Source organism: Micromonospora sp. WMMD1128 (genome assembly GCF_027497235.1).
Lineage (GTDB): Bacteria > Actinomycetota > Actinomycetes > Mycobacteriales > Micromonosporaceae > Micromonospora.
In genome coordinates this window covers 775,403-788,537 of the sequence record NZ_CP114902.1, presented here as the reverse complement: position 1 = coordinate 788,537, position 13,135 = coordinate 775,403, and the positions used below count along the sequence as shown (strand labels likewise).

The window sequence follows — 13,135 nt, the reverse complement described above, 5'->3', positions numbered from 1 at the left end:
GACTGAACAAGACAGTATCGCGTCTCCACCCTCCTGACCCAGCCCCACGCCCCACCCACCCCCACCCAAGGCGGTGATCATGAAGTTAGCCGACCAGAGAGCGCTTCCCCGGACCGCCAACTTCATGATCACCGATGCGGACGCGGGGTTGGCGGGAGTGGGAGCGGGCCGGTCAGGCGGCCAGGTCGAGTGTCGGGCCGCTTGGGGACACCGGCGGGACCGGGGAGGGCGCGAGGACCGGGGGTGCCGGCGGGACCGGGGAGGGCGCGAGGACCGGGGATGCCGGCGGGACCGGGGAGGGCGCGAGGACCGGGGGTGCCGGCGGGATTGGGAAGCGGTGGGGCGGGGCGCGGTGGATCGCGGCCTCGGCGGCGCGTGCCAGCAGCCGACGGTCCGCCCCGGCGGCCGGGTGCAGGGCGGCGGCCACGGTCACCGCCGCGGTCAGGTCCCGGGCGGCCAGCACCCGGCGGACCGAGGCCCAGAGCGTCTCCTCGCCGAGGAAGGCGGGCAGCGTGCTCGGATCGCCCGCGTACCGGTAGCCGACGCTCAACGGCACCACCGGCGCGCCGACGGTCACCGCGGCCTCGAAGATCGCCGGGCGGAAGCCGCGGGCGGGGCGGCAGTCGGTCGCGGCGCCGCACCAGGTCGTGCCCTCCGGGAACACCGCCACCGGGTGCCCGGCGCGCAGCGTGTCGGCCACCCGGGCGACCGTGGCCGGCAGGTCGCGCGGCCGGGAGCGGTCCACGAAGACGGTGCCGGCCGCGGCGGCCAGCACGCCCACCACCGGCCAGGCCCGGACCTCCCGCTTGGCCAGCATCCGGGCCGGCGACACCGCGAGCACGGCGAGGACGTCCAGCCAGGAGACGTGGTTGGCGACCAGCAGCGCGCGGCGGCGTGGCGGGCGGCCCCGCACCACGAGCCGTACCCCGAGCGCACGGAGCGTCCCGCGGGCCCAGCCCCGCAGCGCGACCCGCCGGTCGGCCGCCGGCAGCACCGGCAGCAGCGCGGCCATCCCGGCCCCGATCAGGAGCATTCCGAGTACGCCGAGCAGCCGGCCGGCCCGGTGCGGCAGCGACACGTCCGGGGCGACCCGGGGTGGCAGGCACGTCGGCCCGCAGCCGGAGGCGGGCCGCCACAGGCCCTCACCGTGCGGCCGGCGGGCACCGTCGACCGTCGTCACGGTCCCACCTCACCGAGGAAGTGCCGCAGGTGGCGGGGGTTCATCCGGTCCAGCGAGAAGAGCACGTAGAAGTCCGCGCAGCCGAAGTCCGGGTCGTATGCCGGTTCGCCGGCGACCCAGGCGCCGAGCCGCAGGTAACCGCGGAGCAGCGGCGGCACCAGCGCCCGGCGTTGGGCCGGGGTGAGCGCGGCGGGTACGGCGGATGCGGCGGATGCGACGGACGCGGCGGATGCGGCGGACGCGGCGGACGCGGCGTATGCGGCGGACGCGGCGGAGGCGGCGGATGCGGTGGTGACCGGCGCCTCGGCGAACCAGGGTCGGCGGGGGGTCACCCGCAGCGGCGGCGGGGCGAGGTGCCGGGCGGTGACCTGCGTCCACACCTCGGCCGCGGCGGTCCCGCCGTCGGTGACCGGCACCGAGGCGCAGCCGCCGAGCCAGCGGGAGCCGCGCAGGTGCAGGTAGCGGCAGATGCCGGCCCACATCAGATTGATCACGGCGCCGGTGCGGTGGTCGGGGTGCACGCAGGAGCGGCCGGCCTCGACCAGGTCGCCGCGGAGCGGGTCCAGCGGCCCGAGGTCGAACTCGCTGTCGGCGTACCGGCGGTCGGTGCGGCCGGGCGGCAGCAGCCGGTAGGTGCCGACCACCTCGTCGGTGCCTTCGCGCAGCACCACCAGGTGGTCGCAGTGTGCGTCGAACTCGTCGGTGTCGAGCCCGGCGGCGCCCGGCGTCAGGGTGGCGCCGAGTTCACCGGCGAACACGTCGTGGCGCAGGCGTTGCGCGGCTGCGACCAGGGTCGGGTCGTCGGCGATCAGCAGGGTGTAACCGCTGGTCGTGAGGGGTGCGCCAGCGGCGTGCAGAACGGCCATGACTCCTGTGTAGGTGCCCCGGGTTGCCGTACCCGGTGGTGAGCGGTGTCGATCGGGTGAACGCCTGCCGGCGGTGGCGTGCGGGCCGGGCGGCGCGTGTGCGAGGCTGCCGGACGACCACCGGCGGCGTCGGCAGCGTCCGCGGCGGCAACGTCCGCGGCGGCGTCGGCGGAACCAGGAGGTGCACATGCTTGTCGAGGGCCGCTTCCACGGGCCGGACGGTTCGGGCAACGGCGGCTGGAGCGCCGGGATCTTCGCCGCGCTGATCGACGACCGCGGTCCGGTGGAGGTCACGCTGCGCCGGCCGCCACCGCTCGACACCCCGCTGGTCGCCGCCGACGGCGAGGTGCGTGATCCGGAGGGCCGGCTGATCGCCCAGGTACGCGAGGTCGAGCCGGTGGACGCCGTGGTGCCGCCGGTGGACCGGGCGACGGCCGAGGTGGCCGCGCGGGCGTACCCCGGTCTGGTGGACCACCCGTTCCCCCGCTGCTACGTCTGTGGCCCGGAGCACCCGGACGGCCTGCGGATCTTTCCCGGCCGGCTGCCGGACGGGCGGACCGCCGCGCCGTTCCGCGCCCCGGCCGAGGTGGTGCCCGCGACGGTCTGGGCGGCGCTCGACTGTCCCGGCGGGTGGGCGGTGCTCTCCGCCGGCCGCCCGTACGTGCTGGGCCGGATCGCCGCGCAGGTCACGGCGCTGCCACGCCCCGGCGACGTGTGCGTGGTCACCGGCGTCGCGGTGGGTTTCGCGGGGCGTAAGGCCGAGGTGCACACCAGCCTGTACGGTTCGGACGGCGCGCTCATGGGCCGGGCGCGGGCCACCTGGGTCGCGCTGCCGACCGCCTGATCTCCTCCCTGAGGAGGACGGCGGGTACGCATCCCGCCTGATTGACCCCCTTGCGCCGGGTTGGAAGGCTGTGCGGGGCGCCCCCGCAACGGCGTCCCACCGGCGTGCGTTCAGCGCGCCGGGGCAGGAGAGGAGAATGATGTCCGACGGGCAGCCACGCCCCAGTGCCGGGACCGGCCAGATCATCGTGTCCGGCTTGACCAAGCAATACAAGAACGTCCGCGCGGTCGACGATCTGTCGTTCACCGTCGAGCCGGGCCGGGTCACCGGCTTCCTCGGCCCGAACGGCGCCGGTAAGACGACCACGCTGCGCATGCTGCTCAACCTGGTCACGCCGACCGCCGGCACGGCCACCATCGGCGGCCACCGGTACGCCGACCTGCCCGATCCGCTGCGCACGGTGGGCGCGGTGCTGGAGGCGTCGAGCGCGCACAAGGGCCGCACCGGGATCAACCACCTGCGGGTGATCTGCGCGGCGGCCGGGCTGCCGAAGGAGCGGGCGGACGAGGCGCTCGCCCTGGTCGGGCTCTCCCCGGCGGCGAAGCGCAAGTTCAAGGGCTACTCGCTGGGCATGAAGCAGCGCCTCGGGATCGCCGCCGCGATGCTCGGCAACCCGCAGGTGCTGATCCTGGACGAGCCAGCCAACGGCCTGGACCCGGAGGGCATCCGGTGGATGCGGGGCTTCCTCAAGGGCCTGGCCGCCGAGGGTCGTACCGTGCTGGTCTCCAGCCACCTGCTCTCCGAGATGCAGCTTCTCGCCGACGACGTGGTGATCATCGCGGCCGGCAAGCTGGTCCGGCAGGGGCCGGTCGACCAGGTGATGGGCTCGATGACGCACGGCGCCCGGGTGCGGGTGCAGACCCCGCAGGCGGACGAGTTGGCCGCGGCGCTGCGCGAGCAGTCCGCCACGGTCGACGCCCAGCCGAACGGCGTGCTGCTGGTCAGCGGCGTGGACGCGCCGACCGTGGGCCGGCTCGCGCTGGCCGCGAAGGTCGAGCTGCACGAGCTGACCACCGAACGTCCCGACCTCGAAGGGGTCTTCCTGGAGCTGACGGCCGGAAAGGCGGAGATCCGATGACGCTGGTCCGATCCGAACTGCTCAAGATCCGTACCACGAGCACCTGGTGGATCTTCGGGCTGATCAGCCTGCCGCTGTGGGCGCTCGCGATGGGCTTCAACTGGTTGCAGACCGACGCGCTGGCCAGCGGAAACGTGGGCGACGTGCCGGCCGACCAGGCCGACCAGATCCAGGCGGTGTCGAGCGCCGCCAGCATCGCCGCCAACCTCTACACGAATGGCCAGTTCTTCGGCCTGCTCATCGTGATGCTGCTCGGCATCGTGGTGGTGACGAGCGAGTTCTTCCACCAGACGGTGACCACCACGTTCCTCACCGCGCCGCACCGCACCGCGGTGATGCTGGCCAAGCTGGTCGCGGCCGGCGTGCTGGCGCTGCTGTTCTGGATCGTCACCACGGCGCTCAACCTGATCATCGCGCCGCTGATCCTGAACGCCACGGACGTCGATACACAGCTCGGCAGCGGGGCGGTGTGGCGCGCCGTGGCTCTGAACGGGCTGGCGTACCTGCTCTGGTCGGTGCTCGGCGTCGGGCTCGGCGTGCTGATCCGCAGCCAGATCGGCGCGACCGTGACCGGCATCCTGCTCTACCTGGGCGGAACCATCGGCGCGGCCATCGCCATCGGGCTGCTGGCGCAGCGGTTCGGCGACTGGATCAACGAGCTGCAACTGCTGGTGCCGTCACTTGCCTCCTCGCTGATGGTGAGCGGCGCTGACATCCCGGGCAACCCGCCGCGCTGGGCGGGCGCGGCGGTGCTGATCGGGTACGCGGTGGTGACCGGCGTGATCGGCGTGGCCACCATCCGGCGGCGCGACATCTCCTGACCCACCCGCGATCTCCTGATCCACCCGCACGACAGGCTCCGGCCGGTGACTCCGTGTCACCGGCCGGAGCCCTTTTTCGACTGACCGCCGCCGGCGTCGCCCGCACCGGCGCGCTGCCCGTACCAGTGCGTCGCCCTCGCCGGCCGGGCGGCGTCAGCCGCCGGAGCTCGACCGGGCCGCGAACCGGGGTTACCGTCTGGCGGGGAGGCCCGGCCTCCGTCGTCGCTGAGGACCGAGGTGACGCATGGCGAACGCCGAGCAGGCGCTGCGCTGGAACGGGGACACCGGTCGCCGGTGGGTCGCCGAGCGCGAGCGGCACCACGCGGTGCGGCGGTCGCTGACGCCGCACCTGCTGCGCGCCGCGGCGCTCGCCCCGGGAGACCGGGTGCTCGACGTGGGGTGCGGGTGCGGGGAGACCACGATCGCCGCGGCCCGGTCCGTCGGACCGGGCGGTGCCGTGGACGGCCTCGACCTGTCCGCGCCGGCGCTGGCCGTCGCCCGGGAGTCGGCCGCTGCCGCCGGGGTGCCGGGCATCCGGTTCGTGCAGGGTGACGCCCAGACGCATCCGCTGGCTCCGGCCGGCTTCGACGTCGTGCTGAGCAGCTTCGGCGTGATGTTCTTCGAGGATCCGGACGCCGCGTTCGCCAACCTCCGGTCCGGGCTGCGACCGGCCGGCCGGCTGGCGTTCCTGTGCTGGCAGGACGAGGCGAGCAACGAGGTCTTCGCGCTCGCGCCGCGGGCCGTCGCCGCGCACGCGACACTGCCGCCCGGCGGGGGCGACGGGGACGCCTTCACCGACCCGTGGCGGATCGGTGATCTCCTCGTGCGGGCCGGCTTCGTGGACGTGCGGGTGGAGGGCCGCCGGGAACCGGCCCGGCTCGGGTCCGACGTCGACGACGTGCTGGGGTATCTGCGGGGGACCTCCCGGGTCCGCGAGCTGCTGGGCCGACTGGACGATCAACGGACGGTCGAGCGGGTGCTCGACGCCCTGACGGAGGATCTGACCGCCCGCCGGCGGGCCGACGGAGTCTGGGTGGAGGCGGCCGTGTGGCTGGTGACGGCGGTCGCCCCACCGGCCGGTTCTCGCTAGCAGGAGTCGGCGGAACACGCAGCGTTTGCCCAACTTGTGGCATCTTCTGTGAAACGGGCCACCAGGCGGAGGCGAGAATGCCTGCGGCAATCCCACGGCGTAGCCTGGGATCCGATCCCTGTGCTCCCGGCGAACCGGGCGCGGGGGCCCACCGCGTGACATTCACAACCGCGTGAAAGAGGCGATTAGCGGCCGTGTCGACCCAGCAGACATCGCAGGAGAACCCACTGGCGGGTTTCGGCCCGAACGAGTGGATCGTCGAGGAGATGTACCAGCGTTACCTCGCCGACCCATCGAGCGTCGACTCGGCCTGGCACGACTTCTTCGCCGACTACCGACCGGCGCCGGGCGCCGCCACACCGCGCCCGGACGCGCCGGCCAAGCCGGCCGCCGAGCCGGAGCCGGCCGAGCAGCAGGAGGCCGTCGCCACGGTCACCGAGCAGACCGCCCCGGCCAAGGCCGCACCCGCGAAGGCCAAGCCGGCGCAGAAGCCCGCCGCCAAGCCGGCGACGAAGGCGTCCGAGCCGGCCCCGGCGAAGAAGGCCGCCCCGGCCAAGCCGGCCACCAAGGCGCCGGCGGCGAGCGCCGCCGGCACCACTCCGCTGCGTGGCGTGGCCGCCAAGATCGTCCAGAACATGGACGCCTCGCTCGCCGTCCCGACCGCCACCAGCGTGCGCGCGGTCCCGGCGAAGCTGCTCGTCGACAACCGCATCGTGATCAACAACCACCTGGCCCGCGGTCGCGGCGGCAAGGTCAGCTTCACCCACCTGATCGGGTACGCGATGGTCCGGGCGCTGATCGAGCACCCGGAGATGAACAACTCCTTCGCCGAGGTCGACGGCAAGCCGGCGATGCTCCGCCCGGAGCACGTCAACCTGGGCATCGCCATCGACCTGGCCAAGCCGGACGGCTCCCGCAACCTGGTGGTGCCCTCCATCAAGGGCTGCGAGCAGATGGACTTCCGGCAGTTCTGGCAGGCGTACGAGGACGTGGTCCGGCGCGCCCGCCGCAACGAGCTGACCATGGAGGACTACTCCGGCACCACCATCTCGCTGACCAACCCGGGCGGCATCGGCACGGTGCACTCGATCCCGCGCCTGATGCAGGGGCAGAGCGCCATCATCGGCGTCGGCGCGATGGAATACCCGGCGCCCTACCAGGGCATGAGCGAGGCCACGCTGGCCGAGAACGCGGTCAGCAAGGTGATCACGCTGACCAGCACGTACGACCACCGGATCATCCAGGGCGCCCAGTCCGGCGAGTTCCTGAAGGTCATGCACGAGCTGATGCTCGGCGAGCGCGGCTTCTACGACGAGATCTTCACCTCGCTGCGCATCCCGTACGAGCCGGTGCGCTGGATGCGGGACGTGGCCGTCGACAGCGAAGGCCAGATCAACAAGACCGCCCGGGTGCACGAGCTGATCCACGCCTACCGGGTCCGCGGCCACCTGATGGCCGACACCGACCCGCTCGAGTTCGAGATCCGCAAGCACCCCGACCTGGACGTGCTCCAGCACGGCCTGACGCTGTGGGACCTGGACCGGGTCTTCCCGGTCAACGGCTTCGCCGGCCAGCAGCGGATGAAGCTGCGCTCGATCCTCGGCGTGCTGCGCGACTCCTACTGCCGCCGGGTCGGCATCGAGTACATGCACATCCAGGACCCGGAGGAGCGGCGCTGGATCCAGGAACGGGTCGAGCGCAAGTACGAGAAGCCGGACACCGACGAGCAGAAGCACGTGCTGAACCGGCTCAACGCGGCGGAGGCGTTCGAGACGTTCCTCCAGACGAAGTACGTGGGCCAGAAGCGCTTCTCGCTCGAGGGCGGCGAGTCGCTGATCCCGCTGCTCGGCGAGGTGCTGGAGTCGTCCGCCGAGGCCGGGCTGGACGAGGTCGTCATCGGCATGGCCCACCGCGGCCGGCTCAACGTGCTGGCGAACATCGTCGGCAAGCCGTACGAGAAGATCTTCTCCGAGTTCGAGGGGCACCTCGACCCGCGGTCCACGCAGGGCTCGGGCGACGTGAAATATCACCTCGGCCAGAACGGCAAGTTCACCACCCCGGACGGCGAGCACGCGGTCAAGGTGTCGGTGGTGGCGAACCCGTCGCACCTGGAGGCCGTGGACCCGGTGCTGGAGGGCATCGTCCGGGCCAAGCAGGACCGGATCGACCTCAAGCTGGAGGGCTACACCGTGCTGCCGCTCGCGGTGCACGGTGACGCCGCCTTCGCCGGCCAGGGTGTGGTCGCCGAGACGCTCAACCTGTCCCAGCTGCGCGGCTACCGCACCGGTGGCACCGTGCACGTCGTGGTCAACAACCAGGTCGGTTTCACCACCGCCCCGGAATACAGCCGGTCCAGCCTCTACAGCACCGACGTGGCCCGGATGATCCAGGCGCCGATCTTCCACGTGAACGGCGACGACCCGGAGGCGGTCGTACGGGTGGCCCGGCTCGCCTTCGAGTACCGGCAGGCGTTCAACAAGGACGTCGTGATCGACCTGGTCTGCTACCGCCGGCGCGGGCACAACGAGGGCGACGACCCGTCGATGTCCAACCCGCAGATGTACAAGATCATTGACTCGAAGCGGTCGGTCCGCAAGCTCTACACCGAGGAGCTGATCGGGCGCGGCGACATCACCCTGGAGGACGCCGAGGAGCTGCTGCGCGACTACCAGGCGCAGCTCGAACGGGTGTTCAAGGCCACCCGGGACGCGGCCACCACGCCGCGCCAGCTCGATCGCCCGAAGCGGGCGGAGGAGCCGGAGCCGCAGGTCGACACCGCCACCGACGCCGCCGTGGTCAAGGCGATCGGCGAGGCGCACGTCAACCTGCCGGAGGGCTTCACCCCGCACAAGCGGATCCAGCAGCTGTTGGAGCGGCGCCGGAAGATGTCCGTCGAGGGCAACATCGACTGGGGCTTCGGCGAGATCATCGCGTTCGGCGCGCTGCTGCACGACGGCGTGACCGTCCGGCTCGCCGGGCAGGACTCGCGCCGCGGCACGTTCGTCCAGCGGCACGCCTCGGTGGTCGACGCGCGCACCGGCGACGACTACCTGCCGCTGAAGACGTTCACCGCCGACGGCGAGCGGTCCCGCTTCTTCGTGCACGACTCGCTGCTCTCGGAGTACGCCGCAATGGGCTTCGAGTACGGCTACTCGGTGGAGAACGTCAACGCGCTGGTGGCCTGGGAGGCCCAGTTCGGTGACTTCGTCAACGGCGCCCAGTCGGTGATCGACGAGTTCATCTCCTCCGGCGAGGTGAAGTGGGGCCAGCGCTCCGCGGTCACCCTGCTGCTGCCGCACGGCCACGAGGGTCAGGGGCCGGACCACACCTCCGGCCGCCCGGAGCGCTTCCTCCAGCTCTGCGCCGAGGACAACATGCGGGTGGCCATCCCGACCACCCCGGCGAACTACTTCCACCTGCTGCGCCGCCAGGCGCTGTCGCCCAAACGCAAGCCGCTCGTGGTGTTCACGCCGAAGTCGCTGCTGCGGCACAAGCTCTGCGTGTCGCCGGTGGAGGACTTCACCACGGGCACCTTCGCCCCGGTGCTCGCCGACACCGCCGCGCCGGCGCCGGAGCAGGTCAAGCGGGCGCTCCTCTGCTCGGGCAAGGTCTACTACGACCTGTTCCAGGCCCGGCAGGAGCGGGGCGTCACCGACACCGTGATCCTGCGGATGGAGCAGCTCTACCCGCTTCCCGTCGAGGAGGTCCGGTCCGCGCTGGCGCAGTACCCGAACGCCGAGGACTTCGCCTGGGTCCAGGAGGAGCCGGCCAACCAGGGCGCCTGGTCGTTCGTTGCGCTCAACCTGCTGGAGCACCTGCCCGAGGTGCGGCTGCGTCGCATCTCCCGCCCGTCCGCCGCCGCCCCGGCGGTCGGCTCGGCGAAGATGCACGAGGTCGAGCAGAATGCGCTGATCGAGGCGGCGCTGCCCCGCCCGTGACACAACCGGCAGCGGCCCGTCCCGGCACCGGGGCGGGCCGCTGCCGTACGACGAGAGGATGAGGCGTGTACTTCACCGACCGTGGCATCGAGGAGTTGGTCGAGCGCCGGGGCGACGAACAGGTCAGCCTGGAGTGGCTGGGTGAGCGCCTGCGCGACTTCGTCGACCTGAACCCGGAGTTCGAGACCCCGGTCGAGCGGTTCGCCACCTGGCTGGCCCGCCTCGACGACGAGGACGATGAGTGACTCTTCGCGTTTGACCAATGGCGTTGAGTGACGTCCACTGTTGAGGTATGAACCTCGACACCCGAAAGCCACCGCAGGACGCGGTGACCGTGCGCCACCTGCGCCTCGGTATCGGATCGGTCGGCCTCGCGCTGCCGGTCGTGCTGGTGGTCGGCCACATCGCCACCACCCGGCGGCTCACCCTCCTCGACTCCCTCAGCGCCTACTACCACAGCGAGATGCGGGACGTCTTCGTCGGCGCGATGTGCGCCGTCGGGGTCTTCCTGATCAGCTACCGCTACCGCCGGCCGGACGACCTGCTGGGCACCGTCGCCGGGGTGCTGGCGGTCGCGGTGGCGCTCTTCCCCACCGCGACCGGCGTACGGTCGGCCCCGCTCGGCGAGAGCGACCGGATCGCCGGTGTGGTGCACCAGGTCGCCGCGGCCGGGCTCTTCGCCCTGCTCGCCGTCTTCTGCCTGTTCCTGTTCGTCCGTCCGGACACCGCAGGTGTCCCGCCCCGCCGCTCCGCGCTGGTCTTCTACCGGGCCTGCGGCGGGCTCATCCTGCTCGCGGTCGCGCTCGCGCTGGCCAGCACGCGGCTACCGGACCCGACCCGGCACACCGTCAAGCCGGTGCTGTGGTGCGAGATTCTCGCCGTGTTCGCCTTCGGCGCGGCCTGGGTGGCGAAGAGCGACGCCCTGCTCCGCGCCGCGGAGCCGGTCGACGGGCTCGCCGTCACCGGGCCGGACGCCCGGCCGAGGACGCCGGCGTGACCGGCCGTCAGGCGGTGCCGCGCTGCGCGGCCACGTCGAGATTTCCGGTACGCCGCAGCTTCTGCCAGCCGAGACGGCCCCCGGTCAACGCGGTGACCACCGACTGGAGCAGAACCAGGTACATCAACTGCCGGTAGACGAACTGCTGGAGCGGCAGCACCCACAGCACCCCGAGCTTCTCCCGGTCCAGCCGGAAGGCCACCACCGCGGTGACGAACTGCACCGCGAGCATCGCCAGCCAGGCCACCACCGTCTCCGTCCGGTCGAGGAAGAACAACCCGTACAGGGCGAGCAGGTCGATCACCGGGGCGGCCAGTGGCAGCAGCACGCCGAACAGGGTCAGGAAGGTCAGGCAGCGGCGGGTGAACCGGCCGGACGAGCCGCGGTCGAGGACCGCCCGCCGGTGCTTCCACATCGCCTGCATGGTGCCGTAGCTCCACCGGTACCGCTGCTTCCACAGCTGGCCCAGCGTGGCGGGGGCCTCGGTCCAGGCGCGGGCGCTCTCCTCGTACACGATGTGCCAGCCGGCCCGGCCCAGCGCCATGGTGATGTCGGTGTCCTCGGCGAGGGTCTCGTCGGTCATCCCGCCGACCTGGGCCAGCGCCTTCCGGCGGAACCCGCCGATCGCCCCGGGCACGGTGGGCATGCAGTGCAACGTCTCGTAGAGGCGGCGGTCCAGGTTGAAGCCGATGACGTACTCGATGTGCTGCCACTTGGCGATCAGGCTCCGGCGGTTGCCGACCTTGACGTTGCCGGCGACCACGCCCACCCGCGGGTCCGCGAAGGGCTGGACCAGGCGGCGGACCGCGTCGGGCTCGAAGACGGTGTCACCGTCGACCATGACGATGAGTTCGTGCCGGGCCAACGCGACGCCGGTGTTCAACGCGCTCGGCTTGCCGCCGTTGGGCTTGCGCACCACCCGGACGTTCGGCAGGCCGAGCGCCGCCACGATGTCGGCGGTGCCGTCGGTGGAGCCGTCGTCGACGACCACCACCTCGATGCCGCCGGGATGGTCGCCGCCGGCCAGGGAGCGGACGGCCGCGGCGATGCCCTCCTTCTCGTTGTACGCGGGCACGATCACCGAGACGGGTTCGGTGACCGGTGGCCCCCAGGACCAGTCGGGGCGGCGTCGGCGGGCCGCGTGCCGCAGCGCCAGCACGAAGAGCAGCAGGGTCCGGCCGACGGTGAGCGCCCCGACGAGGAGGAAGAAGACGCCGAACACGTCGAACATGTGGTCTGCCACACTCACCGCGCCGACGAGCATGGCGCCCCGCCACCGGTCGGCGCGCGGAGCGGCCACCTGCCCACCCGACGGGCCGGTCACGCCGGCCTCGGCCAGGGTACGGTTCAGTCCCTCGCTCACCGTGGTGAAGGTGTACCCGCGCTGCTGCATCATCGGGATGTACCGGTCCAGCGCGGCCACGGTGCCGGACCGGTCGCCACCCGCGTCGTGCCACAGCGCGATGGTGCCGGCCTCGCCGGACGGGGTCGCGTTGGCGAGCATCGTCTCGATCGTGGGCTTTTCCCAGTCCCGGCTGTCGACGTCGTTCACCACGGTCAGGTAGCCCAGCTCGCCGGCCTGCCGGAGCACCGGCCAGTCCCGGTCGGTGTAGGCGTCGGCGCTCGACGAGTACGGGAAGCGCAGCAGCGACGTCCGGATCCCGGTGGCGCTGGCGATGGCGAACTGGGTCTGCGCGTACTCCAGTTCCCGCCGCCATCCGGGCAGGACCGCGAGGTCGGGGTGGGTGAACGTGTGCACGCCCAGCTCGTGGCCGCCGGCCACCATACGGCCGGCCAGCTCACGGTTGCGCAGCACCTGCGTGCCGATGACGAAGAAGGTCGCCTTGACCTGGTATTTGTCGAGCACCCGCAGCACCTCGGGTGTCCACTGCGGGTCCGGGCCGTCGTCGAAGGTGAGGGCGATGGTACGCGGCGGCAGCTCGTGCGACTGGGTCCGGCCCTCCGCGCCGACGTTGACGATCGGACCGCCCTCGATCACCGAGGTGGGCACCTCCCGCTGGGTGCCCGGCGCGGTGCGTTCGCCGGGCACGAACGCGGAGTTGGCGTACGCCTCGACGAAGAGCAGGCCGCCCAGGACGACGAAGACCATCGTGAGGACCAGCCAGCTCGGCCGTGGCACGATGCGCCGGCTGCGGGACCGGCGGGTGGCGGCGATCTGCCCGGCGTCCAGCGCGACGGTGGGTGCGGTCCGGGCGGCGGCCGACCGCCGCCCGGCGCGCTGCCGGCGGGCGGCGGTGACGCGCCGCGGGTCCAGTCGGGTGGTGGGGTCCTCACTCACCGGCGGTCCGGCCCGGCTCCGG

The 13,135-nt window shown here is 72.5% G+C and carries 10 protein-coding genes; 7 read left to right on the top strand and 3 right to left on the bottom strand.

The genetic code is table 11. From position 1 onward, the window contains the following. Positions 1-172: 172 nt before the first annotated feature. Both O7602_RS03880 and O7602_RS03875 read right to left on the bottom strand, forming a co-directional pair. Complete coding sequence (locus O7602_RS03880; RefSeq protein WP_281586855.1) at positions 173-1,180, bottom strand: lysophospholipid acyltransferase family protein; 1,008 nt, start codon at positions 1,178-1,180, stop codon at positions 173-175. Continuing rightward, positions 1,177-2,046 carry a GNAT family N-acyltransferase gene (locus O7602_RS03875; protein WP_281586854.1) on the bottom strand — a complete coding sequence of 290 codons (870 nt, stop codon included), beginning with the start codon at positions 2,044-2,046 and terminating at the stop codon, positions 1,177-1,179. The genes O7602_RS03880 and O7602_RS03875 overlap by 4 nt, the downstream gene beginning before the upstream one ends. 187 nt (positions 2,047-2,233) lie before the next feature. Between O7602_RS03875 and O7602_RS03870 the strand changes: the two genes are divergently transcribed. From O7602_RS03870 to O7602_RS03840, 7 genes are all read left to right on the top strand, one after another. Further along, positions 2,234-2,890, top strand: a complete 657-nt coding sequence (locus O7602_RS03870) for a hypothetical protein (RefSeq protein ID WP_281586853.1) — start codon at positions 2,234-2,236, stop codon at positions 2,888-2,890. A 139-nt stretch (positions 2,891-3,029) separates the two neighbouring features. Then, entirely contained in the window at positions 3,030-3,968 is a 939-nt protein-coding gene (locus tag O7602_RS03865; protein WP_281590103.1) for an ABC transporter ATP-binding protein, read from the top strand. Then, positions 3,965-4,789 carry an ABC transporter permease gene (locus tag O7602_RS03860; RefSeq protein ID WP_281586852.1) on the top strand — a complete coding sequence of 275 codons (825 nt, stop codon included), beginning with the start codon at positions 3,965-3,967 and terminating at the stop codon, positions 4,787-4,789. Before O7602_RS03865 ends, O7602_RS03860 begins: the two co-directional genes overlap by 4 nt. A 244-nt stretch (positions 4,790-5,033) precedes the next feature. Next, the gene (locus O7602_RS03855; RefSeq protein WP_281586851.1) at positions 5,034-5,879 is read left to right on the top strand and encodes a methyltransferase domain-containing protein; all 846 of its coding nucleotides are present in this window, start codon (positions 5,034-5,036) and stop codon (positions 5,877-5,879) included. Positions 5,880-6,073: 194 nt separating this feature from the next. After that, complete coding sequence (locus tag O7602_RS03850; protein ID WP_281586850.1) at positions 6,074-9,817, top strand: multifunctional oxoglutarate decarboxylase/oxoglutarate dehydrogenase thiamine pyrophosphate-binding subunit/dihydrolipoyllysine-residue succinyltransferase subunit; 3,744 nt, start codon at positions 6,074-6,076, stop codon at positions 9,815-9,817. A 65-nt stretch (positions 9,818-9,882) separates the two neighbouring features. Further along, positions 9,883-10,062 carry a DUF6104 family protein gene (locus O7602_RS03845; RefSeq protein ID WP_091068787.1) on the top strand — a complete coding sequence of 60 codons (180 nt, stop codon included), beginning with the start codon at positions 9,883-9,885 and terminating at the stop codon, positions 10,060-10,062. 47 nt (positions 10,063-10,109) lie between these two features. Next, complete coding sequence (locus O7602_RS03840) at positions 10,110-10,814, top strand: hypothetical protein (RefSeq protein ID WP_281586849.1); 705 nt, start codon at positions 10,110-10,112, stop codon at positions 10,812-10,814. A 7-nt stretch (positions 10,815-10,821) separates the two neighbouring features. Here the strand turns inward: O7602_RS03840 and O7602_RS03835 are convergent, their stop codons facing one another. Further along, positions 10,822-12,924 (bottom strand): glycosyltransferase, encoded by a 2,103-nt coding sequence (locus tag O7602_RS03835; protein ID WP_281590102.1) that lies wholly within the window; start codon positions 12,922-12,924, stop codon positions 10,822-10,824. Positions 12,925-13,135 lie beyond the last annotated feature (211 nt).